General features: G+C 50.2%; 18 protein-coding genes. 3 read left to right on the top strand and 15 right to left on the bottom strand.

Annotated features, from left to right (window positions below; all coding sequences use genetic code 11):
- Window positions 1-18: 18 nt before the first annotated feature.
- Genes IEV98_RS11160 through ccoN form a run of 3 tightly spaced genes read right to left on the bottom strand, consistent with a single transcriptional unit; the run spans window position 19 to window position 3,207 of the window.
- A complete protein-coding gene (locus IEV98_RS11160; RefSeq protein ID WP_188505906.1) occupies window positions 19-864 on the bottom strand; it encodes a cbb3-type cytochrome c oxidase N-terminal domain-containing protein in 846 nt (281 codons plus the stop codon).
- A 12-nt stretch (window positions 865-876) separates the two neighbouring features.
- The gene (locus tag IEV98_RS11155) at window positions 877-1,062 is read right to left on the bottom strand and encodes a hypothetical protein (RefSeq protein WP_188505905.1); all 186 of its coding nucleotides are present in this window, start codon (window positions 1,060-1,062) and stop codon (window positions 877-879) included.
- Window positions 1,063-1,080: 18 nt separating this feature from the next.
- Window positions 1,081-3,207 carry a cytochrome-c oxidase, cbb3-type subunit I gene (ccoN, locus tag IEV98_RS11150; RefSeq protein ID WP_188505904.1) on the bottom strand — a complete coding sequence of 709 codons (2,127 nt, stop codon included), beginning with the start codon at window positions 3,205-3,207 and terminating at the stop codon, window positions 1,081-1,083.
- 208 nt (window positions 3,208-3,415) lie between these two features.
- On the opposite strand from ccoN, the gene IEV98_RS11145 reads away from it, so the two are divergent.
- Window positions 3,416-3,700 (top strand): hypothetical protein, encoded by a 285-nt coding sequence (locus IEV98_RS11145; protein ID WP_188505903.1) that lies wholly within the window; start codon window positions 3,416-3,418, stop codon window positions 3,698-3,700.
- 19 nt (window positions 3,701-3,719) lie between these two features.
- Here the strand turns inward: IEV98_RS11145 and ccoS are convergent, their stop codons facing one another.
- From ccoS to ettA, 7 genes are all read right to left on the bottom strand, one after another.
- A complete protein-coding gene (gene ccoS, locus IEV98_RS11140) occupies window positions 3,720-3,869 on the bottom strand; it encodes a cbb3-type cytochrome oxidase assembly protein CcoS (protein WP_188505902.1) in 150 nt (49 codons plus the stop codon).
- Window positions 3,866-6,265, bottom strand: coding sequence for a heavy metal translocating P-type ATPase (locus tag IEV98_RS11135; protein WP_188505901.1), 2,400 nt, complete (start codon window positions 6,263-6,265; stop codon window positions 3,866-3,868). The genes ccoS and IEV98_RS11135 overlap by 4 nt, the downstream gene beginning before the upstream one ends.
- Window positions 6,262-7,626: an oxygen-independent coproporphyrinogen III oxidase gene (gene hemN / locus IEV98_RS11130; RefSeq protein ID WP_188505900.1), complete on the bottom strand. Its 1,365-nt coding sequence runs from the start codon at window positions 7,624-7,626 to the stop codon at window positions 6,262-6,264. The genes IEV98_RS11135 and hemN overlap by 4 nt, the downstream gene beginning before the upstream one ends.
- Before the next feature lie 4 nt (window positions 7,627-7,630).
- Window positions 7,631-8,050 carry a Rossmann-fold NAD(P)-binding domain-containing protein gene (locus IEV98_RS11125; RefSeq protein WP_188505899.1) on the bottom strand — a complete coding sequence of 140 codons (420 nt, stop codon included), beginning with the start codon at window positions 8,048-8,050 and terminating at the stop codon, window positions 7,631-7,633.
- A gap of 93 nt (window positions 8,051-8,143) precedes the next feature.
- A complete protein-coding gene (locus IEV98_RS11120; RefSeq protein WP_188505898.1) occupies window positions 8,144-9,208 on the bottom strand; it encodes a response regulator in 1,065 nt (354 codons plus the stop codon).
- A 5-nt stretch (window positions 9,209-9,213) separates the two neighbouring features.
- On the bottom strand, window positions 9,214-10,401 hold the full coding sequence (locus IEV98_RS11115; RefSeq protein WP_188505897.1) for a PAS domain-containing sensor histidine kinase: 1,188 nt from the start codon (window positions 10,399-10,401) through the stop codon (window positions 9,214-9,216).
- Window positions 10,402-12,087 carry an energy-dependent translational throttle protein EttA gene (gene ettA, locus IEV98_RS11110; RefSeq protein ID WP_188505896.1) on the bottom strand — a complete coding sequence of 562 codons (1,686 nt, stop codon included), beginning with the start codon at window positions 12,085-12,087 and terminating at the stop codon, window positions 10,402-10,404.
- A gap of 209 nt (window positions 12,088-12,296) precedes the next feature.
- Between ettA and IEV98_RS11105 the strand changes: the two genes are divergently transcribed.
- Window positions 12,297-14,846: an ATP-dependent Clp protease ATP-binding subunit gene (locus IEV98_RS11105; RefSeq protein ID WP_188505895.1), complete on the top strand. Its 2,550-nt coding sequence runs from the start codon at window positions 12,297-12,299 to the stop codon at window positions 14,844-14,846.
- Between the two features lie 105 nt (window positions 14,847-14,951).
- On the opposite strand, the gene IEV98_RS11100 is transcribed toward IEV98_RS11105, so the two are convergent.
- Entirely contained in the window at window positions 14,952-16,124 is a 1,173-nt protein-coding gene (locus tag IEV98_RS11100; RefSeq protein WP_188505894.1) for a hypothetical protein, read from the bottom strand.
- The gene (locus IEV98_RS11095) at window positions 16,117-16,737 is read right to left on the bottom strand and encodes an RNA polymerase sigma factor (RefSeq protein WP_229738686.1); all 621 of its coding nucleotides are present in this window, start codon (window positions 16,735-16,737) and stop codon (window positions 16,117-16,119) included. The genes IEV98_RS11100 and IEV98_RS11095 overlap by 8 nt, the downstream gene beginning before the upstream one ends.
- A gap of 150 nt (window positions 16,738-16,887) precedes the next feature.
- On the opposite strand from IEV98_RS11095, the gene IEV98_RS11090 reads away from it, so the two are divergent.
- Window positions 16,888-17,910 carry a glycosyltransferase gene (locus tag IEV98_RS11090; protein WP_229738685.1) on the top strand — a complete coding sequence of 341 codons (1,023 nt, stop codon included), beginning with the start codon at window positions 16,888-16,890 and terminating at the stop codon, window positions 17,908-17,910.
- On the opposite strand, the gene IEV98_RS11085 is transcribed toward IEV98_RS11090, so the two are convergent.
- The 3 genes from IEV98_RS11085 to IEV98_RS11075 form a co-directional block, all read right to left on the bottom strand.
- Complete coding sequence (locus IEV98_RS11085; protein ID WP_188505893.1) at window positions 17,904-21,047, bottom strand: error-prone DNA polymerase; 3,144 nt, start codon at window positions 21,045-21,047, stop codon at window positions 17,904-17,906. The genes IEV98_RS11090 and IEV98_RS11085 overlap by 7 nt on opposite strands.
- A 123-nt stretch (window positions 21,048-21,170) precedes the next feature.
- Entirely contained in the window at window positions 21,171-22,589 is a 1,419-nt protein-coding gene (locus IEV98_RS11080) for a DUF1501 domain-containing protein (protein WP_229738684.1), read from the bottom strand.
- A 15-nt stretch (window positions 22,590-22,604) separates the two neighbouring features.
- Window positions 22,605-25,139, bottom strand: coding sequence for a DUF1549 domain-containing protein (locus IEV98_RS11075; RefSeq protein WP_188505892.1), 2,535 nt, complete (start codon window positions 25,137-25,139; stop codon window positions 22,605-22,607).
- Window positions 25,140-25,249 lie beyond the last annotated feature (110 nt).

The following is a 25,249-nucleotide window of genomic DNA, read 5'->3' as shown; positions in this document are numbered from 1 at the left end:
GTATCTTCCTATCGTTGTTTATCCCGCTGTAGCGGCCGGATCAACTGCTTCGCTGTGTTCCTTAGCCTCATACTCAACCTTTTCCCCCTGCGGATCCTTGGCATTTGGTGGGTTTGTACCACGGAGCGTAATGATGTAGTTCGTCACTTCGGCAATCTGCGCCGGTGTGAGGCTCTGCTCCCAAGGCACCATGCCTTTATCCAGTACGCCATACTTTATCACCTTGAATATATCCTGCACTTTGCCACCGTGAAGCCAGTAGTCATCCGCCAAGTTTGGTCCAATCCCTCCTTCGCCGGCTCCCCCATGGCAGGCGATGCAATTCTGGGTGAAGATCGCCATTCCGGCTGCCACCGTTTGGGGATCCGTATCTACCGTTACGGTATTTTCGTCAACATTGTCTGCAGCTTGTGCCAGCCACTCCTGCCTTGCCTGCTCCGCACGTGCCATTTCACGGTCGTACTCCTGATCTTGATTGAGCCCCCAACCAAACACATGATATACACATAAGTAAACCACAGCAAAGGCCAAGCTGGCGTAAAACATGCCGTTGAACCAGGCAGGAACCGGATTGTCCAACTCGGTAATGCCATCATATTCGTGGTCAATGACGAGATCCTTTTCCTCCGCTAGCGGGCGCAGTCCCATCAGTTTGTTCCACCACTGCTGGCGTCGATTCCGCCGTACGAACTTAGCCTCAGTCAAACTTACTTTTTCTGCTTCCAGCACGTGTGGCATTGTAACACGTAACATCACACGCATGGCCCGTAACACCACCAATGCAGCGATCAATACGACCACCATGACCACAAAGAGCGCAACAATCAGGGTATCGTTGGAAGAATCTAAGGCGATTATTTTCATGGTCTGCTGCATTTAGTTAGTTAAATCATCATCCTTACTCCCCGTTTCATCCACGGGCAACCCCTTCATGTAGTTGACATCATCCTTGGGCATTCTGAAGAGCATAATACCTACTGTAATGAAGAAGGCAAGGAAAATCCATAGCGATGCAATGAGATACCATTCATTGCCGCTCAAATCCGTTAGTTGCTTAAACATCGTTTGTTCTTTACTATATTATTCATTCGTTGCCGTTCCTGCTGGTACGTTGATGTCCGTCCCCAACCGTTGGAGATAGGCGATCATCGCGATGATCTCTCGATCGGCCCGTACATCCACACCCTGCTGGCCCATTTCGGCAGCGATTGCTTCGGCCTGCTCGCTGAGGTCAACATTTGCGGTATTGATATCCGCATCGGTATACGGCACCCCCAATAGCCGCATAGCATTCAGTTTAGCTTTGGTTGCTGTCGTATCCAACGATTGCTCGATCAGCCAGGGATAGGGCGGCATGATGCTTCCGGGAGAGGTAATTGTCGGATCCAGCATGTGATCGAAATGCCACTTATGCGGATATTTCTTACCGATGCGATGGAGGTCTGGCCCCGTCCGTTTTGATCCCCAAAGGAAGGGATGGTCATAGACAAATTCGCCAGCTTTGCTATACTCCCCATAGCGCACGGTTTCCGAACGGAATGGGCGGACAGTCTGCGTATGGCAGTTGACACACCCTTCGCGGATGTACAGGTCGCGGCCCTGCAGTTCTAATGCGGTATAGGGTTGTACACTGGATATGGTAGGCACGTTGGACGAAATCATGAAGGTAGGCATCATTTGAACGATGCCACCAATCAAAATGGTGATCAGTGCCAGCACCATAAACAAGATGGGCTTACGCTCCAATCGGCGGTGTGGTGCACGTTCGTTGACGAGTACGGGTGTTAGTTCGGGCGCTTCGGCCGGCTCATTGGCTAAAAGCCGCCCCTGCTTCATGGTTTTCACTAGGTTGTAGGTCATCAGGATCACGCCCGATAAGTAGAGGGCGCCGCCTATTGCACGCAGTAGATGCATGGGTATAATCTGAAGCGTGGTAGCCAGGAAATTTGGATATTTCAACACGCCTTCGGGCGTAAACTCTTTCCACATCAACCCCTGTACCACGGCAGCCCAATACATCGGAATCGCATAGAAAAGAATGCCCAGTGTACCGATCCAGAAATGTGCGGAAGCCAACTTTTTCGAATACAGCTCGGTTTTATAAATACGGGGTATCAGCCAATATAGGATGGCAAATGTCATAAAACCGTTCCATCCCAGCGCCCCGACATGCACGTGGGCCACAATCCAGTCAGTGAAATGTGCGATGGCATTGACCTGCTTCAGCGAGAGCATCGGCCCTTCAAACGTGGCCATGCCATAAGCGGTAAGCGCCACGACCATGAATTTCAAAGTAGGATCGGTGCGTACTTTATCCCACGCACCACGTAGCGTGAGCAGTCCGTTGATCATCCCACCCCAGCTTGGGGCAATAAGCATCACGGAAAAGGCGACGCCAAGGGACTGCACCCAGCCCGGCAGGGCGGTATATAATAGGTGGTGCGGGCCGGCCCAGATGTAGATGAAAATCAACGACCAAAAATGCAGAATACTGAGTTTATAGGAGTAAATAGGCCGGTTGGCCATTTTGGGCAGGAAGTAATACATCATACCCAGATACGGCGTAGTCAAGAAAAACGCCACCGCATTATGCCCGTACCACCATTGCACCAGCGCATCCTGCACGCCGGCATACAGGTAATAGCTTTTCCACATCGAAATGGGCAGCTGTGCCGAATTCACAATGTGCAACACGGCAATCGTGACAAACGTAGCAATGTAAAACCAAATGGCTACATACATATGGCGCTCGCGCCGCTTGATGATGGTACCAAACATGTTGATACCGAAAACCACCCAGATGAGGGTGATAGCCACGTCAATAGGCCATTCCAACTCCGCATATTCATGCGAGGTGGTGAGGCCCAACGGCAAGGTAATGGCGGCTGCTACAATGATGAGTTGCCAGCCCCAGAAATGTACCCGGCTCAGGAAGTCGCTGTACATCCGGGCTTTGAGCAGTCGCTGCAGTGAATAATAAACCCCCATGAAGATGCCATTACCGACAAATGCAAAAACAACTGCATTTGTATGTAGAGGGCGCACACGTCCGAACGTCGTATATTGCAATTCGAAATTCATAAATGGCCATACCAGCTGTATGGCTACCAGTAAGCCCACAGACATCCCGATGATCCCCCAAACGATCGTGGCGATGCCAAAGTCCCTGACGATTTTGTTGTCGTAATTAAATTTAGTTAGCTGCATTGCTATCGTTGTTTTTCCGGCGGTAAAATTACCGTCATCGCAGTGTCATTCGAGTGATTGGTATCGGGTTTAAAAGTGATGATGATCACTATTTCGTACCTGTGCAATAAGCCGTCGATCGGGAATGCATCTGGAAAAACGATAGCTCGACTGATCAGCAGTCGCAGAATGGAAATGAAATTGTTACCTTTGGAGTAGCGAAACAATTATGGATATCACATCTTTCAAAGATTTATTAAAAGAGACCACCCCTCCTATTGGTCTCACCGTGCAGCTCGAAGCCTTGTGGTATGACGGTAAGGGCGACTGGGATCATGCCCACGACTTGATAGACGATCTGGATGACAAGCAGTCTGCCCACGTACACGCCTACCTGCACCGTAAGGAAGGTGACCTGTGGAATGCCGACTACTGGTACCGCCGAGCCGGACGGCAGCGACCTTCCGCTACGCTGGAAGAGGAATGGGAAGAGTTGGTCAGGATTCTGCTTTAAAATCCGCCTTCCGTTCGCTTTAGACCTCGCTTTCATCATCAAACAGCATCCTTATCGATGGGGTATGCGTGTCCTCGTGCTGCCCAGTTTTGTTGGCCCAAAAAAAAGCAGCGAGGAATATCAGGGCGATAAATACACTGCAGCCGATGAGGAAGAAAATAGCGCTCATGACAAATCCTTATTAAGATGGTTTTTAATAGCATATAAATGAGTGGCCACCGTCGTAAATCCGATAATGGTGACCGTACTCAACGGCATCAGCACGGCAGCAAACAACGGTGACATCGTTCCCATGACGGCAAAACTCAGCCCTACGGTATTATACATTAATGAAATTCCGAAACTTGCATGGATGACCTTTCGAACGTCTTTTGCAAATGCAAAGAATCGTGGCAGCTGGGCAAATGATTTTCCATCCAATACCGCATCGCATCCTGGTGAGAAGTTGTTGATATCGTCGCTCACCGCAATTCCCAAATCGGCCTGCTTCAGTGCGCCGGCATCATTGAGCCCATCACCAAACATGCACACAGCCCTCCCCGCAGTCTGCAACGAACGGATATATTCCAGTTTTTCTGCAGGTAGCCGATCAAACAACAAATCCGCATCGCTGGGAAAAACCCCGCGCAACCCATCCTTATCCCGATCGTTATCGCCGGAAATCAGGTTTAGCTTGTAATCGTCCGCTAGTCTGCCCATTAGGGCTCGTAGATTTGGCCGCCACGGCTGCTCCGCATGGAAACAACCCATTATCCGCTCATCAATAGCGATGTAAGTCCGGCTTCCTCCGCTTGCACCTGGACTACCATCGACCACCCCGATGAAAGCACCACTGCCCACACGTATACGATGTGTACCGACAATCGCTTCGATACCTTCACCCGGTAGCTCACGGAAATCGGCGGCAACCAGCGGAGCAACAGCCCCAGCCCAATTCACCAATTCGCGGCTAACCGGATGGCTGGAGTTTCGGCACACGGCCACCACCATGGCCAGCTCGTTTGCCGAAAGGTCGCCTTCAAAATGCATGCGGGAGGCATCCGGCGAAGAAATGGTTCCTGTTTTGTCAAAAACCAGGCAGTCTATCGCCGCCAACTGTTCAATGGCAGCCGTGTTCTTTACGTAGAAACGGTTTCGGTCAAAAACACTTAATGCGGCCGACAGCGTAAATGGACTGCTCAACGCCAATGCGCAGGGGCAACCAATAATTAGTACCGCTGTAAAAGCACCCCAAGCCTTTGCAGGGTTATCCTGGAAAAACCAATACGTCATGGCAGTTATTGCCACCGTAAGCAACGCGATCGTAAAATACCGGCTTACGACATTACTGAATGTCCGGAATTTCCGTTCATATTGCTTGAATGCCTCATTATTCCACAACTGGGTGAGGTAGCTTTGCGACACAGCCCTCGTTACTTCCAGTTCAATTGCCGCTCCCAGCTGTCGCCCCCCAGCGTAGATGATTTCGCCAAGCACCTTTCGTACCGGCTGGGATTCTCCGGTTACGAAACTAAAGTCGATAGCGGCGTTTCCTTTCAAAAGGATGGCATCCGCAGGGATGATCTCGTTATTCCGGATGACCAGCCGGTCCCCTACTTGGATGGCTGCTATCGGCACCGGCTTATTACCATCCTCGGTGATGCGGGTTACCGCCACCGGAAAATAGGATCGGTAGTCGCGCTCAAACGAGATGTGATGATAGGTGCGCTGCTGTACCCACCGGCCTACCAGCAAGAAGAAAACAAGCCCACAAAGTGTATCGGCAAACCCGGCACCGCTGCCGCCAATAATCTCCCATGCCGTGCGCAGAAACAGCACCAAGATACCGAGTGCCAGCGGTACATCCAGGTTGAGCTGCCGCTGCCGCAGGCTATGCCATGCAGACCCGAAGTAATCCCGGCCGCTATACAACAAAACCGGAAGCGTAAACGCTAAGTTCATCCAGCCGAAAAACACCGAATAACTGGCCTCGAATGCCGCCATTCCGAAGTACTCCGGAAAGCTGAGCATCATCGAATTGCCAAAACAAAATCCGGCAACGGCAATCTTAGCGATCAGCCCTTTCTGTGAGAATTTCCGGTTTTCTTGTACGACATCCTGCAGGGTGATTTTCGGTTCGTAGCCAACATCCGCGAGCAGCTCCACCAACCCGCGCAAACTGAGTTCATCCTGTTTGAACGTAATCGTCACCTGCTTCTTCATGAAGTCACTTTGCGATGTCATAATCGCCGGATGCAACTTATACAGGTGCTCAAGCAACCAAATACACGAGCTGCAATGGATCGCCGGAATGTAACAGGTGATAATCGTTAGCTCCTCATTACGGAAATCGATGAGTTTATCGGCTATTGTGGCTTCATCTAGGTAATCATACCGTTCACTGCGCGCTTGCCTTTTCTTTCCGGGATGTGTATTATACCGATAATATTGTTGCATGTTATTGCTATGCAACACCTGGTATACAGTTTGGCAACCCAAGCAGCAAAAGGCATGGTCATCCAGCTCATACGGTGTATGGGCAGTCGGATCACCGCAATGGTAACACCTGGTTTTCTCAGCTATCATACGGCCTTACTGAATAGCGGCTTTGACTGTTGTTTATTATGTAACCTTTCGTCGAATGCCATGCAGATATTGCGCAAGAACGAGAAGCCGGTCTTTGTTGCCCTAATGGCAGTGCCATCCCATATCGCCAACCCGTCTTCAAGCAATGGTGTGAGGCGACGGATTGTCTTGGCCGCCTGCGCACTGGGCATATCCAATAGCGTAAAACCCCGGCACATGATATTGAGGATATGTTTCCGGATCTGTAAATCGATATCCGTAAGTACATGGCCCTTGAAAACAGGTAGCTTCCCTTCCCTCACCAGTGCCTGATACGCTTCGACCGATTTTGCATTCTGCGCAAAAGCCGTCCAAGAATCGCTGATAGCCGACACACCCAGTCCGATAAGCAATGGCGTGTACCGATCGGTATATCCCATAAAATTCCGGTGCAGCGATCCGCCGTCCGCAGCAAGGCACAACGGATCTTCCGGCAAAGCAAAATGATCCATGCCCACATCGCGGTAGCCCGCCTGACCAATCATCCGCTTGCCGAGGTGATATAACTCCAGTTTAGCGCTCCCTGTCGGCAGATCGGCCTCGGTATAGTGTCGTTGGCCTGGTCGCATCCAAGGCACGTGGGCGTAACTATAAAACGAAATCCGGTCGGGCCGCATCGCCAACGCCTTTGTCATGGTTTCGCGAACCGTTTTGGGCGACTGCAACGGGAGGCCGTAAATCAGGTCAAAGTTGATAGACGTATAGCCGATGCGGCGGGCGTCTTCCATCACCCGCCTTACGTCGGCGTCGGTTTGTCGGCGATTGATTAGCCGCTGTACTTCGGGGTCAAAATCCTGTATGCCGAGGCTCAGCCTCTTAAACCCAACATCGAACAACGTTTGGAGATGATCCACCGTTGTATTCGCCGGGTGAGCCTCGAATGAAAATGAGGCCCCGGCAATCACCTTGCTCCCCGCCAGCAATCCTTCAACCAAGCGGCGAAGCTGGTGCGGACTGAAGAACGTGGGGGTTCCGCCACCAAGATGTAATTCGGCAATAGGAATTTCGTCCACGCCGAGGCAATTGCGATAGAGCTTCCATTCTGCCAATACCGTATCGATATACGGCTCTTCCACGCCATGGTTCTTCGTGATCCGTGTGTTGCATCCGCAATACGTACACAGGCTCTCGCAGAAAGGAAGGTGGATATAAAGACTTATTCCCTGCGAAGATGACACTGCGAAGCGCGAACGGACGTGATGATTCCAGTTATCCGAATTCCAGCCTTGCCCATCCCAGCACGGTACCGTCGGGTAACTGGTATAGCGTGGCGCAGCCACATCATAGCGCTGTATCAAGTCGACAATCTTATTTTCTCCCATGGTGCTATCTTTTTCTATCCATTGCACATACCTTTTGGCAACAACAGGCCTTACCTACGCATTTGCCTGTATCCCATGCATTGAGATTACGCATGGTTTGCTTAGCAATACTTTCAAGCGTCTGGTCTTCTTCCGGCACATTGGCAATATTGAAGCCCATCCGTGTTGCTTCCTTTAGGTCGATATGTGTAGTGGTCTTCGAGCGGGTAATGATTTTAGTTACACTGATCGCTTTTAACTCCCAAAGCATTTGGCGATCGAGGATGTCATAGTCCGATATAATCACAACGTCCTTGCCAAGCGCGAAGGACACAGTCTGCGAATTCAATTCATTGGAAATCAAAGTCAAATCATGCCTCTTTCCGTTGGCTACTGCTAAAAATTCCTTCTCTTGCGGTTTTATGCTGTAGGCGATAGCTTTCATGTTTCATCATTATTCCACAAAGCTAAACGGGGCAGCGATAGCCGTAGATGAAGGCCATCAGGATAAAAAGTGATTTAGATCACTTTCGGCGGGTTACTGTTTGATGTGACGCAGTTTATTCAATGACAAGACACGGATGGCATTTCCCTCCTTCGCAATCAGTTTCTCGTCCTTAAAATCGGCAAGCATCCGGCTGATGGTTTCATTGGCGGTACCCGCCAGGGAGGCCAGGTCATCGCGCGAAATACGGATTAGGCATTCGTCGGCTATTACGCCCGACAACGTCTTGTCTGCGACATGGATTAATGCATTGGCCACCCGTTTGCGAACGGAATCATAAGCGAAAGCCAATAATTGGGCCTCCTTGCCACGGATATTGCCCGAAAGCAACTTGATGAATTTGCTGGCGATACCCGGCTTGCGGTAGAGCAACTCAAAGAAATTATCCCGCTCGATAAGCGCCAGCTCCGCATGCTCGAGGGTCTCCGCATTATCCGTATACTGCTGTTGAAGCAATACCGCTCCATAGCCAAAAAACGAACCCTCTGCATGGATATCCGTAGCAAGCTCCCGGCCGTCTAGGTAATGCAGGAACCGCCGCACCTTACCTGTTTTCACAAAGTAGACATACAGGGGTGTATCGCCTTCTTCGTAAACCGCCTGCTTTTTTTTGTAGGTTTTCAGCCGCGACCGCTGCACGAGTTCTTGAAGCAATATATCCTGTTCCTCCTCGCTCAGGTACAGGTTTTTCAGATTGATACTTTCCGATTCCAGTTGTTTACGTTTTTTCAGACGGGTCTCAATCGCATTCAGCAGTTCGATATCATCAAACGGTTTGGTCAGGTAATCATCCGCCCCTAACTCCATCGCCTTGCGCATATCGGCCCGTTCGGCCTTGGCTGTCATGAAAATAAAAGGTATCGTTGAGGCTTGTTGATGTTTGGAAAGCATGTAAAGGACACCAAAACCATCCAGTTCCGGCATCATGATATCGCACAGGATGACATCCGGCAGGTGCTTCAACGCCAGGTCTACACCTGTCTTTCCTTCGGATGCGGTATACACCTCATAGCCGGTGAGTTCGAGGATTTCCTTCGTGCCTTCGCGGATATCATCGTTGTCTTCGATGATCAATATGGTTGTTTTCTTAGCTGCCATTTTGCCTACGATGTGCGGAATGTAAGTGTAAAAATTGCTCCTTTATCCTGCGCACTGTGACAAGCCACTTCTCCCCCCATCAGTGACACGTACCTTTTCACGATATTAAGACCCAAGCCGGTACCTGGTATATTGCCTGTATTATGCGCGCGGAAAAACGGCTCAAAAAGGCTTTTCTGATCGTCCTTGGGGATGCCGATGCCATCGTCTTTTACGATAACCGTACACGTTTCGCCATTGATTTCCGTACTGAATTCAATGAACGTATTTTCGCCCGAATACTTAATCGCATTGGAAATCAGATTAATGATACTATTTTTAAGCAGGTTGGCATCCAACGCAAACGCCCCCTTAGCTCCGGTATGCTGGTAAACGATATGCTGGTTCGTTTTGCAGATCAGCTGCATCTCTTCAGTAATTTCCTCGGCGAGCTCCACCAGGTTTATTTCTTCGTTGTTTGCCAATACCTTACCAGCCTCTAGCCGTTCAAGGGATAAAAAGTCATTCAGGATACTGGTCAGCAACTGCACCGAACTTTTAATCCGGGCTGTGTGCTTGAGTACGTTGGCGGGATCCGGCCTTTCTACATATTTTTCAATTAACGAGGCCGACAACTGCACGGCGCTGAGCGGCGTTCTAAACTCATGCGAAGCCATAGACACGAAGCGCGATTTGAGTTGATTGAGTTCCTTTTCCTTTTCTAGCGATTGGCTTACCTCGGATTTGGTCCTTTCCAGTTCGGACACCAATTTAATCAAATCTTTTGTACGGTTACTAACTGTTGCTTCCAACTCCTCCATGTGTTGGATGAGCTTTTCCTCCGCCTCCTTTTCTTTTGACAGGTCATGTACGAAGCCGGTAAAGGCAATCTTGTTTTCATAATGCACCTCACTCACTGCCAATCGGAATGGAAACGTCGTTCCATCCTTGCGCAACCCCCTCACCTCCCTGCCAATACCGATAATTTTCTTGACGCCGGTCTCCAGGTAATTGTGGAGATACTGGTCATGTCTACTGTGGTCCGGTTCGGGCATCAGCATCGACACGTTGTTACCGATTACTTCATGTGCTTCGTATCCGAAAATATTGGACGCCGCCGGATTGATCGAATCCACGATACCGTGCCGGTCGATCGTGATGATTCCATCGATTGCATTTTCGATAATTGCCTTGAGTAACCTCGACGTATCCATCTATCCTTTGACCAACTTTTTATACTTGATACGCTGGGGTGCATTGTCTCCCAAACGCTTCTTACGGTTTTCTTCGTACTCGGAATAATTCCCCTCAAAGAAATAGACCTGCGAATCGCCTTCAAAAGCAAGGATGTGCGTACAGATGCGGTCGAGGAACCAGCGATCGTGTGAAATAACCACGGCACATCCGCCGAAGTTTTCCAATCCCTCTTCCAGCGCCCGTAGTGTATTGACGTCGATATCGTTTGTAGGTTCATCCAGCAGCAGTACGTTGGCACCTTTTTTTAGGGTGATGGCCAGGTGTACGCGATTTCGTTCACCGCCGGAAAGTACGCCTACTTTCTTCTGCTGGTCAGCGCCATTGAAATTGAACTTAGACACATAAGCCCGTGAATTCATCACCCGGTTCCCCAACTGGATATTTTCATTTCCTCCGGTGATGTTTTCCCAAACCGTCTTATCAGGGTTGAGATCGTCATGCAACTGATCGACATACCCCACTGCTACGGTCTCCCCGACACGGAATGTGCCGTTGTCCGGTTGCTCCTGCCCGGTGATTAATCGGAAGAGTGTTGTTTTTCCGGCGCCGTTGGGGCCGATAATGCCTACAATGCCCGCTGGAGGCAATGAAAAGTCGAGGTTTTCAAACAACAGTTTATCGCCATACGCTTTACTGACTTGCTGGGCTTCGATGACAACATTGCCCAACCGTGGGCCCGGCGGAATAAACAGCTCCAGTTTGTCCTCTCGTTCCTTGGTTTCTTCAGAGGCCAGTTTTTCATAGTTATGCAGGCGGGCTTTGGATTTAGCATGCCGTGCCTTGGGCGCCATACGCGCCCATTCCAACTCGCGCTCCAGGGTCTTCTGTCGCTTACTTTCCGATTTTTCCTCTTGTGCCAGGCGCTTGGCTTTTTGGTCAAGCCATGAAGAGTAATTCCCTTTCCAGGGAATTCCCTCACCCCGATCGAGTTCCAGGATCCAGCCCGCGACATTGTCTAGGAAATAACGGTCGTGCGTCACCGCGATAACCGTACCCTTGTATTGTTGCAGGTGTTGTTCGAGCCAATCGATGGACTCTGCATCGAGGTGGTTGGTGGGCTCATCCAGCAGAAGCACATCCGGTTCTTGCAGCAACAACCGACATAATGCCACCCTGCGACGTTCGCCTCCTGACAATGTGGCTACCTTCCGATCCGGATCGGGGCAACGCAAGGCATCCATCGCACGTTCCAATTGGCTATCGATCTCCCATGCACCGGAAGCGTCGATTTCATCTTGAATCTCCCCTTGGCGGGCCAGTAGTCGGTCCATTTCATCGGCATTTTCGTAGACTTCGGGAAGGCCGAATTTTTCATTGATTTCCTCGTACTCCCGGAGCAGGGCCATCACGTGAGCCACTCCCTCTTCCACCACCTCGAGCACCGTTTTCTGGGCATCCAACTCAGGTTCCTGGGCCAAATAACCCACGGTATACCCCGGTGAGAATACCACTTCGCCATTGATGGATTTATCCAGCCCGGCTATGATGCGTAACAGCGATGACTTACCCGAGCCGTTCAGGCCGATGACGCCGATTTTGGCCCCATAGAAAAAGGAAAGGTAAATATTTTTCAGCACCTGCTTTTGGGGTGGGTAAACTTTGCTTACCCCCGCCATGGAGAATATGATCTTTTCGTCTGACATGCAATGGTCTTTTAAAACGCCCGTAAAAACAAGAAGTGCAAAGATAGTCAGAAAGGTGCAATAAAAGCTTTTATGCCACCTGACAAAATGTTATATTTGTATCAATGGCTTAATTGTTGATAAATGTTACACAAATATTAAGGGCATAAGCGATAATTTTCTTTACATTTATCGCATCCTTAGCATACAAAAAGAAAGGTAAAACATTCATGGAAGCAAAATTTTCGCCTCGCGTAAAGGATGTGATTTCATACAGCAGGGAAGAAGCCATCAGGTTGAAGCATGATTATATCGGCACCGAGCATTTGTTGCTCGGCCTTATTCGTGAAGGAGATGGCATGGCCATCAAGATACTGAAACATGCAGGGATCGACACCACCGAACTACGCAAGTCCATTGAAGATGCCGTGAAAGGTTCTTCGATGTCTCGTGCCCCTATTGGCAATATGCCGCTTACCAAGCAAGCGGAGAAAGTATTGAAAATCACATACCTGGAAGCAAAAATCTTCAAAAGCGACGTTATCGGTACCGAGCACCTGCTCTTGTCTATCCTCCGCGATGAAGACAACATTGCCTCACAGATCCTGCAGCAGTTCGACATCAACTATGATGTATTCAAAGCAGATGTTGAGCAACATAAGGCAGGCATCACGGATCAGGCACCGGGTTCGGCTGCCGGCGATGACGATTTCAAAGAAGAAGATCATTTCAGTCAGCCAAAGAAGGTATCCGATATCAAATCGAAGACACCGGTGTTGGACAACTTTGGCCGCGATCTGACCAAAGCTGCCGAAGAAGGCCGCCTGGATCCTATTGTAGGCCGCGAAAAAGAGATCGAGCGTGTTTCGCAGATCCTATCACGCCGTAAAAAGAACAACCCCATATTGATTGGCGAGCCTGGTGTAGGTAAATCGGCCATTGCCGAGGGACTTGCGCTGCGCATCATCCAACGTAAGGTATCGCGGGTGCTGTTCAACAAAAGGGTGGTTACGCTTGACCTGGCCTCTTTGGTGGCTGGCACCAAATATCGTGGCCAGTTCGAGGAGCGTATGAAAGCAGTGATGAATGAATTGGAGAAATCGCCGGACGTCATCCTATTCATCGACGAGATCCATACCATTGTAGGTGCCGGTGGTGCTTCGGGGTCATTGGACGCCTCCAACATGTTCAAACCGGCATTGGCCCGTGGTGAAATCCAATGCGTTGGTGCCACCACACTCGACGAATACCGGCAATACATCGAAAAAGATGGTGCACTTGACCGCCGTTTCCAAAAAGTGATGATTGAGCCCGCTACGCATGACGAAACGGTGGAAATACTGAACCGCATTAAGGAAAAGTATGAAGAGCACCACAACGTCAACTATACGCCCGAGGCCATCGAAGCCTGTGTGACGTTGACCACACGCTATATCACGGATCGCTTCCTGCCAGACAAGGCCATTGATGCCCTGGATGAGTCGGGCTCTCGTGTGCACCTCACCAATATCCACGTGCCGCAAAGCATCATCGATATCGAACAGAAAATCGAGGAAATAAAGGTCGAGAAAAACAAAGTGGTCCGCAGCCAGAAATACGAGGAAGCGGCTAAACTGCGCGACACGGAGAAAAAATTGCTTGAAGAGCTGGAAGAAGAAAAGACTGCTTGGGAAGCCGAAACCAAAACCAAGCGATATACCGTAACGGAAGACAACGTCGCCGAAGTGGTGTCAATGATGACCGGCATCCCCGTACAGCGGGTAGGGCAATCGGATAGTCAGAAGCTCTTGGGTATGGCCGAATCGATGAAAGATCGCATCATCGGGCAAGACGAGGCCGTGAAGAAACTGGTTAAGGCGATCCAGCGCACGCGCGCTGGATTGAAAGATCCTAAAAAACCAATCGGTTCGTTTATCTTCCTGGGTCCTACCGGTGTCGGCAAGACCGAATTGGCAAAGGAACTGGCCCGCTTCATGTTTGACAGCGAGGACTCCCTCATCCAGATTGACATGAGCGAATACATGGAGAAATTCGCGATCTCCCGCCTAGTGGGTGCGCCCCCGGGATATGTTGGCTATGAAGAAGGAGGCCAGTTGACAGAGAAGGTACGCCGCAAACCGTACTCGGTGGTGTTGCTTGATGAGATTGAAAAAGCACATCCCGATGTCTTCAACCTGTTGCTGCAGGTATTGGATGAAGGGCAGCTTACCGATAGCCTTGGCCGTCGCGTGGATTTCAGGAATACCATTCTCATCATGACCTCCAATATCGGAGCCCGTCAATTAAAGGATTTCGGGCAAGGCGTGGGCTTCACGACCGCTGCCAAGACCGAACAGGCAGGAACGCACTCACGCAGTGTAATTGAGAATGCACTAAAGCGCGCTTTTGCTCCTGAGTTCCTGAACCGGATCGACGATGTGATTGTGTTTAACTCATTGGATAAGGAACACATTTTCAAAATCATTGACATTGAACTGAAGTCGCTCTTCGTCCGCATTGAAGCTTTGGGCTACAACATTAAGCTTACGGATGCCGCTAAGGAATTCGTTGCCGAAAAAGGCTTCGACAGCAATTTTGGTGCGCGTCCGCTTAAGCGAGCTATCCAAAAGTATCTGGAAGACCCCATCGCCGAAGAAATCCTCAAAGGCGTGGTGGCCGAAGGAAACACACTGGAGATTGACTACAAGAAGGATAAAGAAGAGGTAGTCGTCAACATACAGGCAGGTGACAATGGTTCTTCCAAACCGTCGGACCTTGCCGAAGAAAAGAAAGACGACTAATTAAAGGTGCATAATGTAATCGTTAGCGGCCGGCTGATATCAATCAGCTGGCCGCTATTGTTTATTAGCAGGCTCCCAAATTGCTAGGAAGTGGAAAGTAGCTCATCAACGCAAATAGATACGGAACGACACTCCCCCATGCAACCAACGATATTTTTCCTTGCTTAACCCCTCCAAAGGAATGGCGACAAACGGTGTGATGACCATATTATATCGCTTTAGGATTGGCGGGCTTAACTGGCCAGCTATGTGGACGAACCCTAAATAGGTTTTCCCCATATAGAGCGAATCGGACCGTTTGGACGTTGTCCGCTCGCCAACCAGATGGCTGGTTGTATCTCCGGATAAAACGTCACCCTTTACCCATCGAAAGGATTGGAGGATGTCCGTGCGTTGGTCCCGGACCACCCGGAAAGGCACCAGCCCCAAAGATGCTGAGAAATTCTTGGTAACCAGAAAATTTAAGGATACCGGGATTGCGACCATGCCGACTGAATGCCTTATCCCGATGAGTTGCCTCCTTACGGTATCGGTCATATCGGGGGCCATGTCCACCCCAACCCTTAAATTCGTATAGCTTACCCCGATTTCCGTGGATATCCGGCTAAACAGTGGGATTTGCGCAGCTATCCCACCGCCAAAAGAGAATCCCTTGTTCGTGAATGCGGGATTGATGTTGAACCCTATCCGTGTATCCCTCAAATTTATCCAGTTTGATCTTGCCGGTTTGGTCTGCGCCGGATCCCCATGCCTGGGCAAATCTGCACCGAAGTGTCCCGCTTGGAGCCCAACGTTTTTGATGGCCTGTGCCTTGGGTATCGAATCGAGCATTATCCCGGTTGTATTAGCCGTTACCGAGCTGGGCTGGGTTTGTAACTCCCGGTTAAAATCCGGCAATCGCTGAGCAGGCATTATTGCTTCGGGCATTTCCCGCATTTGATCATCACCGTCAACCAAAGGCGGGATAGCACCTACACTAGCTGTGTCTTTCGTCTGTTGCTCCCGGTCTCCAATACAATAGGGCACCGCTTTGGGTACCTTCCCTCCGATTTCATCCTTCCGATCAAAAAATGGAAGAAACCTGACTGATGCATAGACCATCAGGAAGAGGGAGGCAGCGACCCCAGCTAGTTTTATAAAAAGCGGAATGGGTTTCCGCTGCCTGTTTTTTCTTTGCCGTTGGAACCGCTTCCATTCCCCGTGGTCATATGGCTCCTCAAAATCCTTCAGGAAGTCTTTGATGCCGTTTATCAATTCCTTCTTTGGTCTCTTATCCATCGTGCCGCCCCCCGAAATAATTGCTATACAATTCCCTTAATCCCTGTTTTGCCTTTGCCAAATAGACACGGCTCGAACTGACCGGTATTTTTAGCATCTTCCCGATTTCCTCGTGCGAATAGCCTTCCAATTCGTATAAGTTGAACACGATCCGGTGCACGTCAGGCAAGGCTTGTATGAGACGTAAAATATCATCTATCCCCAGCCTGTCATCCATTTCTATAGCGGGATGGTTTTCCAATCCGTCTAAGGGTGTAACCTCAGGCATTGTGCGCTGAGCACGCAATCGGTCTATGGCCGTGTTGACGGTAATGCGAATTAACCAAGCCCTCAGTATAATCGGCTTATCCTGACCTTCGCCCCTGAAGGTTGACAATTTGCTGAACGCCTTGACGAAACTATCGTTCACGATTTCCCGTGCTACTTCCCTTTCCTGCACATACCTGCGGGCTACCCCCATCAGTTTGCCCCAATACCGGCTATAGAGTTTTTCCTCCAGTTCGGCGGTAAGGTCTACCCGGCCATCAAAAAAATCCGTTAAATACTCGTCATCTTTCCCGTCCACGTAAAGCAGGTATCCTGTTCGTTTGAATCTAAAGTTTTGCGTCTCCAATTGTATAGACGAGTATGCTGTGTAAAACGCTAATAAAAATATTCGCTTTTTTCGTTTTCCGTCATTTTCCCGACAAATATGGAAAAACGCTTAGCGTATTAAGTGGCTGTTCCGTCTAAGTTTATGAGGGATACCGAATAACGGCACCCTGTGCAACTTTTCAATTTTCCGTACAGCTCCATGCACCTATCCGTCATTATACCCGTGTTCAACCGCCCTTTCGAAGTAAGGGATTTACTGGAAAGTCTATCCATACAAACGGATCCTGTTTTTGAGGTAATCGTCGTTGAAGATGGTTCAATCATTAAATGTGAAGATGAAGTGGATACTTACCAATCAAAACTGAACCTTCATTATACTTACATCTCAAATTCAGGTCCGGGACAGGCGCGCAACGCAGGGAGCAGGATTGCTAAAGGCGACTATCTGATTATCCTTGATTCGGATTGCGTATTACCGGCGTCTTATATCGAAACCGTCAGAACATCGCTATCACGGAATTACTCCGATGCTTACGGTGGTCCTGACAGAGCAAGGGAAGATTTCACGTCGTTGCAACGGGCGATAAACTATTCCATGACTTCCTTTTTTACCACAGGCGGTATCAGGGGCGGGAGTGAAAAGCTAGACAAATTCCATCCCAGGAGTTTCAACATGGGGTATTCTGCGGAAGTATTCGAACGTACCGGTGGGTTTTCCACGATGCGATTTGGTGAAGACATTGATATGAGTATCCGAATTATCGATGCCGGATTCAAGACTCGACTGATCAAGGACGCATATGTATATCATAGAAGACGCACCAACTTTCGGCGGTTCTTTAAGCAGGTGTATAACTCGGGCATTGCGCGGATCAACCTATACAAACGACACCCTCATTCGTTGAAGTTGGTGCATTTGGCTCCTGCTGCATTCACCATTGGGGTTGGTCTGATTGCTGCGCTGTCCGTAATCGTATCCTCATGCTTTCTCCTGCCGCTGCTATTTCACACCATGTTTATCCTGCTTGATGCCACCTTCAGGACCAGGAATGTCTTGATTGGACTACTGGCAGTCATAACAAGCTATGTGCAACTGTTGGGATATGGGTTTGGATTTGTGCATGCCTTTGCTCGACGAATCATTTTTAAAAAAGGGGAATTTTCTCTGTTTATAAAGTCTTTTTATCATTGAAAATTCCTCCCCTTGTGGAACACCCGTGCGGCATCCCCCTCTTCGGGTGTGGCCAATCCACGAAGCCAGCCGTTCAGATTGGTACAGTGTTGTACGATCACATGGATGACCTCACCTTCGATTTGCAGTTTGCCCGATACCATCAGTAGCCTGGCCTGCAGGATTTCGCGACGGTATTTCTCGAACATCATCCCCCACACAACGAGGTTGGCAAACCCCGTTTCGTCTTCAATGGTGACAAACAGTACTCCCATGGCGGTGCCGGGCCGTTGGCGTACGGTAACCATACCGCATACCTTTACGAACATGCCGTCTTTTAGGCTAGGTAATTCTCCCGTGGGTGTAACACGGAGCAAGCCGAGCTTTTCCCGCAGGAAGCTCACAGGGTGTGCCTTGATGGAGAGCGTTGTACTGGCATAATCCTGCACAACGTGCTCACCCAGCGTCATCAGGGGCAGTTCGATCTGCCCTTCCTTCGTGCATTCTGATGGCAGCCCTTCAAAGAGGGCTACAGGCCGATCCTGCAAAGCCGACACGACCCACAGGGCTTGCCTGCGGTCAAGCCCCATCGAGCGGAAAGCATCCGCATCGGCCAGGTGCTCCATGGCCGCAAGCGGCACCCCAGCCCCAATCACTGCCGTAATGGAAGTATAACCATCACCACGAGCTGTCACCAATACATCCATATCTTCCTTACCCAGCCCCTTCACCTGACGGAATCCGAGGCGCAATGCATGGTGTTTTACATCGAATTCCCATTCCAGCGTATGGTCCCACTGGGAATGGTTCACGTCTACAGGTAATATTTTCACACCGTGCTTGCGGGCATCGATAACGATCTGTGCAGGCTGGTAGAAGCCCATAGGCTGGCTGTTTAGCAGGGAAGCAGCGAAGATGTCGGGGTAATAGCATTTAATCCAGGAGGAAATGTAAACCAATAGCGCAAAGGAAGCGGCATGGCTTTCGGGGAAGCCGTAGCTACCGAAGCCTTCCAGTTGCCTGAATACCCGGTTGGCGAATTCCGATGTGTATCCCTTTTTGACCATGCCGTCTACCATCTTTTCGCGGAAAGCTGAAACCTGCCCTTCCGCCTTAAAGGTGGCCATACTCCTGCGCAGTTCATCGGCTTGGGCTGGCGAAAATTCTGCAGCCACGATGGCGATCTCCATGGCCTGCTCCTGGAATAATGGAACGCCCAAGGTCTTTTCAAGGATTCCCTGGATTTCTTCTGAAGGATAATCCACGGTCTCCTCTTTGTTCCGGCGCCGCAGATAGGGATGCACCATATCACCCTGTATCGGGCCTGGTCGCACGATGGCTACTTCGATGACGAGGTCATAGAAGGTGCGGGGCTTCAGCCGCGGCAGCATGGACATCTGCGCACGGCTTTCAATCTGGAATACGCCAAGCGTGTCGGCACGGCAGATCATGTCGTAAACTTCTGACTTATCCTCGGGGACATTGGCCAGTGTAAGCTCACGGCCGTAGTGATGTTTTGCCAGATCGAACGCCTTGCGGATGCAGGTGAGCATACCGAGACCCAGTACGTCTACCTTCAGGAATCCGAGGGCTTCGAGGTCATCCTTGTTCCACTCCAGGTTCGTCCGGTCTTCCATCCGCGCATTGATGATGGGGCACAACTCATCCAACCTGCCCTGCGTAATGACAAAACCGCCCGTATGCTGCCCCAATTGCCGGGGGAAACCTATATATTGGGCCGTCAATTGCAGCACCTTGCGCAAGTGTGGGTCGCTAGGATTGAAGCCCTGCTCGGCAAGCAGCTGTTCGTCGATGTAATCGTCCCAATGGCTGCTGACCGTACCGGCAAGCCTCCCTATGGCATCCAGCGACAGCCCCATGGCCTTACCAACATCGCGCACGGCACCTTTGGCACGGACTTGCGTGACGGTAGCTACGATGGCTGCCCGACTACGTGTATATTTTTCATAAATGTACTGGATGACTTCCTCGCGCCGTTCGTGTTCGAAGTCTACGTCGATATCGGGTGGCTCATCACGCGCATCAGACATAAAGCGGGCGAACAATAACCGGACCTTAGCTGGATTGACGGAAGTGATGCCTAAACAGTAGCAGACCGTAGAGTTGGCTGCAGAACCTCTGCCCTGGCATAGGATATTGCGCCCACGTGCAAAGCGTACATAGTCGTGTACTGTAAGGAAGTAGGAAGCATAGTTTTTCTTCGCAATGAACGCCAGCTCCATATTAATGGTTTCCCGCACGTTATCCGGAATCTCATCCGCGAAACGTTCCCTGGCACCTTCCCAGGTAAGCCGGGTGAGTTCTTCCTGCGGAGTACGTCCATCCGGGGTCAGTTCTTGGGGGTACACGTACTCCAGCTCACTAAGCGAAAAACGGCAGGCATCGGCGATGGCCTCCCCATTTCGGATAGCTTTGGGGTATTGCCGGAATAAGCGCTCCATCTCATCCGCGGGTTTTAAATACCGCTCCGCATTGGGATGCAAGCGATAGCCAGCGGTCTGGATGGTACATTTCTCGCGGATACAGGTCAGCACGTCCTGCAACTCCCGCCGTTCTGATATGTGGTAGTGTACATCATTGAGCGCCACCATCGGCATATCGAGCCACTCGCAGAGCTGGTGGATACGGAACAGCTTCTTGGCATCATCGCCTAGATAGGTACGTACTGCGCCAAGGCAGAAATGATTACCCAGCACCTCGCGGTATTCTGTAATGTGCTTTACATAATTCGGTTCCAGTTCAAACGCAGCCGTCAGTTTATCGGGTGGAACGGCGATGAATTGCATGCCTTTGCTGTATTCGTAGACATCAGCACGGTACAGGTGACATTGCCCCTTTTCGGCCCTGTAGTTGCCCTTGGTAAGCAGCCGGGATAGCCGCCCGTAGGCTGCCCGGTCGGTGGGATAAGCCAGCAGGCTAGGGCCATCCAGGAGGTCAAGACGGCAGCCCGGAATCAGACGTATGCCGTGCTTCTTCGCCGCCATGTGTGCCCGCACAATGCCCGCGAAGCTGTTGCGGTCCGTCACGGCCACAGCCGGGTAACCCAGTGCCACCGCCCGTTCCACCAGCTCATCGGGATGCGAAGCCCCGCGGAGAAAGCTGAAATTCGTCGTTACCTGTAATTCTACATATGCCATGTCCTACCGAGTTGGGGACATCAAAATTAATACTAATATATTTAGTAGTCAAATTTTGTTGGCATGGAACCTCCTATCCGATGTCAGCGATGCGAAATACAGTAATTGATACGGATGTACTCATTATCCCCCGAACAACTCCAGCTCGGCTTTATGAACACCATCCGGTGTTGTATAAAACGGTCTCCCCTCAACGACAGCATGCTTCTGCGGGTCAATCCCCAAAGCGTGATAAATCGATTGGTGTATCTGTTCAATCCGGATTGGCTTTTCAATGGTTTTACAGGGGCGTTCGTCTGCTGTTTTACCAAAAACAAATCCCTTTTTTATCCCACCGCCAAACATAAGCATGGAGCAACCATCGGTAAAATGACGATGCATGCCATAATTCTTGATATCGTTGATGACATCGGGCTGCTCCACCTGGTGCAACACCTCTGCTCCAGGCCGTCCCTCCATTACCATGTCACGGCTGAATTCACTCGCAACAATAACCAACGTCCTGTCGAGATGCCCACTACGATCCAAATCTTTAAGTAGTTGTGCAATCGGCGCATCAATGAGTTTTTTCATATCACGCGTACGGACATGGCCATTTTCGTGGGTATCCCAGCCCATAAAGGGCTCATATTCCGTTGTGACACTAATGAACCGCGCACCCTGTTCGGTAAGCCGCCGTGCCATCAAGCAACCCAACCCAAACTTTCCGGTATTGTAAATATCGTAGCTTTCCTTGGGCTCATCATTGAGGTCAAATGCCTTAGCTTCAGGCGATTTAAGCAACCGATACGATTGCTCCATAGATCGCCTGAAAGATTCCTTCTGATAATCGCTGGCGTATTCACCTATCGGACTTTGATCCAGCAATTCGGTATATAGCTGGTTACGTCGTTCGAATCGGCTAAACGACATACCGGCAGGAGGCTTTACGGCATCGAGGCCTGATGATGGGTCTGGGATCATGAAAGGCCCGAACTCACTTCCCAAAAAACCGGCGGTATGAAATGCCTTGAGTTCTTCGGCTTCGCCAACGGTCATCCGCTGACCGATGTCGATGAATGCTGGTATCACCGGATTTTTGGGGCCAAGCTCCTGTGCAATCCAGGCACCGATGTGCGGGGCCGCCACCGTCTGAGGGGGTTCATAGCAGGTGTGCCAGTGATACTGATGCCGTGAATGCAAAATATGCCCCAAATCGGCCGCAACATACGAACGAATGAGCGTTCCTTTATCCATAAGGGTCGCCATGTTTTCCAGCCCTTCAGAAAATTGGATTCCATCTAATGCCGTAGGGATTGCTTTGAATGTGCTGAGTACACGCTGGGAGTCCAATCCTTTTTCAAACGGTGTATATCTCTTCGGATCAAACGTATCCGTATGGGCCATACCGCCAGCCATCCACAATAGGATGACTGTATCTGCAGTAGCGGCCGACTTCGCACCGCAGGAGGCCAAAAAGCCCGAAAGGGGCGCACCAGCCGCCAGGGCAGCCAGGGTACTCGCACTGGCGGTCTTCAGGAAATTTCTTCTATTGTACTGCATGGATATATGGATAATTTAATCGATAAACTGAAATTCGGGCAGCAACACCACGGCCCATAACAAATCCTGCACCTGCGCTTCTTCAACGGTATCACCAAATAAACCCTGCGCTACCTGGTGTTCCTTGTCCGTTGGATCGCGGGCTAAGATTTGCCTGTAAACCGAGCGGATAAGCTCATCACTACTTTTGTAGTGGGTTGCCCAGCTATTGGCACCTTTGGCCAACGTCTCATTGAGTAGCTCACCATTTGTCAGCTCCATCGCTTGGAGGAGATTTGACTGTCCATCGCGTACACTGGTTACGTTTTCACGGCTGGGTCTGCCCAGCGCGGTGAGAAACGGGTCATTTTGTACCAACGATGCCCGTACAAAAGTGTTGGCGCGCTGATATTGCTCAGCCCCACCATAAGGGTTATACTTAAGCGATGAAATCGGATATACCGGATGTATCGCCGTGCTGACGGCATCGGCAAACTGCTCGGCAGTAAGCTTGCGCTTGAGCATCCCCGTAAATACAAATTCCATTGAATTAATCATATCCGGATTTTCAATCGACATGGAAGGCTGCTGATAGCTATTTGATGTGGTAATGAGGTAGATCAATTGTTTGATATCATAACCTTCCTCCACGAAATACACCGCAAGCCAATCCAACAAATCGGCACTCCAGGGTTCCCTATCCATTTCATCGGTAGGCGCAACAATCCCCCGACCCATCAGCTGTGCCCAAATCCGGTTCACCACCGTTCGGTATAAGCGGCCATTGTCTGGCTGGGTCAATAGTTCTGCCAGTTCTGCCGATTTTTGCTTTACAGTAGCATCCTTCGAAATGTTTCCTAATTCCTGCCACAGTAATCGTGTATCGGCCATCTTCCCGGTCGGAATATCGCAGCGATTGATTTCCAGCGGTTTTTCAGAAAATATGTTAGCGAAGGCATAGGCATCATCCAGCTTCCAGTTACTGACAAAACTGTCATGGCAAGATGCGCACTTCAGATTCAATCCCAGCAAAGCTTGTGAAACATTCTGTGCCGCCTGCATTGCTGTAGTCTGACTACTGTTGATCGCTCCCCGCCATTCAATACCCTTGATGAATCCTTTTGAACTTTCGTTGGGGTCCAGAAGCTCCATCACAAATTGTTTGTATGGCGTGTTGGCCGCCAAGGATCGATAAAGCCAATCCGATATGTTAAACCGTCCGTTAGTAATATAGCCTGTGCCGGTATAGTCATTTCGTAGCAAGTCATTCCAAAAAGTGGTCCAATGTGTAGCATAGTCATCATTCCGGGCTAACAACGCTTCAACGATCCGATCGCGTTTATCGGGGCGGGTGTCAGCACTGAATTGCTGGAGGTCTTCGGGTGTAGGGGGTAATCCGACAATGTCAAAAAATATCCGGCGAAGAAACGTGCGGTCATCTACAATGGGCTGCCATTTGATCCCCTTTTTCTCAAAATAGGCATTTACCCAACGGTCGATGGGATTGGACAGGCCGGTTGTTGCCGCTGGAAGCTCTGGCTTGCGTGGTGCAAGCTTGGCTTCCTTAAAGACACCTTGGGAAGCACCTTCAGGCCATGGTGCTCCTCTATCTATCCAAAGTTTGAGTAACTCGATATCCCGTTCCTGCAACGGCTTCCCCTTACCAGGCATGGCTTCCTTGTGACCCGCCGGCAACGTAATGCGACGTATCAGCTCGCTTTTCTGCGCGTTGCCTGGTTCAATGACCGGACCTGATTCCCCGCCTTTGAAAACCAATTCCTTTTGATCCAGCCGTAGTTTGCCCTCGGATTTGTCACTACTGTGGCATTGATAACAATGGTGGGCCAGTATGGTACGGGCCGCGATATTAAGGTCTGCCTCTTGTTCTGCGCTCAGACTGTCTGACGCGCTCGCAAAGGAAACCCAATCCAGATTCATCGACGTAGGACCGCCGGCTATTTCTGCTAACTGCTCGTCCTGTGGTGCCCACGGTGTTACACCAATCAAATAATCCTGCCCGTGAGTAAGCGAGCCGCCATAATGGCCTGCAACAAAAATGCCCATTGCCGTAAGGAAAAGTATGCCTCGGTACACCAGTATCAAACCGTAAGTGTGTCGATAGCGGATAAGCCACAGCAAGAGAGCGGCCACCGCCCCTAAAACGGCAGTAGCCACTCCAGTCCATTGGTGTAAGACAAACGTGTCACCCCCATAGTTTCCAGAGGATGCCAGCAACCAGCCAAATAACACAGCAAGCGCCGCACTGGCTGCGCCTAAAAAAACCATCCATCGAATACCGGGCCGAAGCTGCGACTGAAATTTCCGTAGGGTTGCTAGCTCCATTACTGCGCCTATGAGTAATAAGGTCACCGGGAAATGGACCAGCAAAGGATGAAGTCTGCCCAAAAACTCCCAACCCCACCACCGCTCCGTGGCGACAATGGCTTGCTCGGCCTCAGTCGACTGAATCGTTTCAGCGATAGCTGAAACGTGAATAAAAACGACGACAGCAACTGCTAGCAAGGCTTTGATTACCGATGGATAATATACTGGTTTACTAATTTTTATCATTTCAAATGTAGGTCTGTTATTGGACATCAGCACAGCAAAAAACAGCTTATAACCACAAGGTAAATTGGTCAATAGAACAAAGTTAATAAGAAAAACCCGGACAACTATCC

The sequence above is a fragment of the Parapedobacter pyrenivorans genome (genome assembly GCF_014636865.1).
In the GTDB taxonomy this organism is placed as follows: Bacteria; Bacteroidota; Bacteroidia; order Sphingobacteriales; family Sphingobacteriaceae; genus Parapedobacter; species Parapedobacter pyrenivorans.
This window is presented reverse-complemented; position numbering and strand designations above follow the sequence as displayed.

Coding starts and splice junctions, on each gene's coding strand:
- IEV98_RS11160 (WP_188505906.1), bottom strand. CDS start 864: ATGAAAATAATCGCCTTAGATTCTTCCAACGATACCCTGATTGTTGCG.
- IEV98_RS11155 (WP_188505905.1), bottom strand. CDS start 1,062: ATGTTTAAGCAACTAACGGATTTGAGCGGCAATGAATGGTATCTCATT.
- ccoN (WP_188505904.1), bottom strand. CDS start 3,207: ATGCAGCTAACTAAATTTAATTACGACAACAAAATCGTCAGGGACTTT.
- IEV98_RS11145 (WP_188505903.1), top strand. CDS start 3,416: ATGGATATCACATCTTTCAAAGATTTATTAAAAGAGACCACCCCTCCT.
- ccoS (WP_188505902.1), bottom strand. CDS start 3,869: ATGAGCGCTATTTTCTTCCTCATCGGCTGCAGTGTATTTATCGCCCTG.
- IEV98_RS11135 (WP_188505901.1), bottom strand. CDS start 6,265: ATGATAGCTGAGAAAACCAGGTGTTACCATTGCGGTGATCCGACTGCC.
- hemN (WP_188505900.1), bottom strand. CDS start 7,626: ATGGGAGAAAATAAGATTGTCGACTTGATACAGCGCTATGATGTGGCT.
- IEV98_RS11125 (WP_188505899.1), bottom strand. CDS start 8,050: ATGAAAGCTATCGCCTACAGCATAAAACCGCAAGAGAAGGAATTTTTA.
- IEV98_RS11120 (WP_188505898.1), bottom strand. CDS start 9,208: ATGGCAGCTAAGAAAACAACCATATTGATCATCGAAGACAACGATGAT.
- IEV98_RS11115 (WP_188505897.1), bottom strand. CDS start 10,401: ATGGATACGTCGAGGTTACTCAAGGCAATTATCGAAAATGCAATCGAT.
- ettA (WP_188505896.1), bottom strand. CDS start 12,087: ATGTCAGACGAAAAGATCATATTCTCCATGGCGGGGGTAAGCAAAGTT.
- IEV98_RS11105 (WP_188505895.1), top strand. CDS start 12,297: ATGGAAGCAAAATTTTCGCCTCGCGTAAAGGATGTGATTTCATACAGC.
- IEV98_RS11100 (WP_188505894.1), bottom strand. CDS start 16,124: ATGGATAAGAGACCAAAGAAGGAATTGATAAACGGCATCAAAGACTTC.
- IEV98_RS11085 (WP_188505893.1), bottom strand. CDS start 21,047: ATGGCATATGTAGAATTACAGGTAACGACGAATTTCAGCTTTCTCCGC.
- IEV98_RS11080 (WP_229738684.1), bottom strand. CDS start 22,589: ATGCAGTACAATAGAAGAAATTTCCTGAAGACCGCCAGTGCGAGTACC.
- IEV98_RS11075 (WP_188505892.1), bottom strand. CDS start 25,139: ATGATAAAAATTAGTAAACCAGTATATTATCCATCGGTAATCAAAGCC.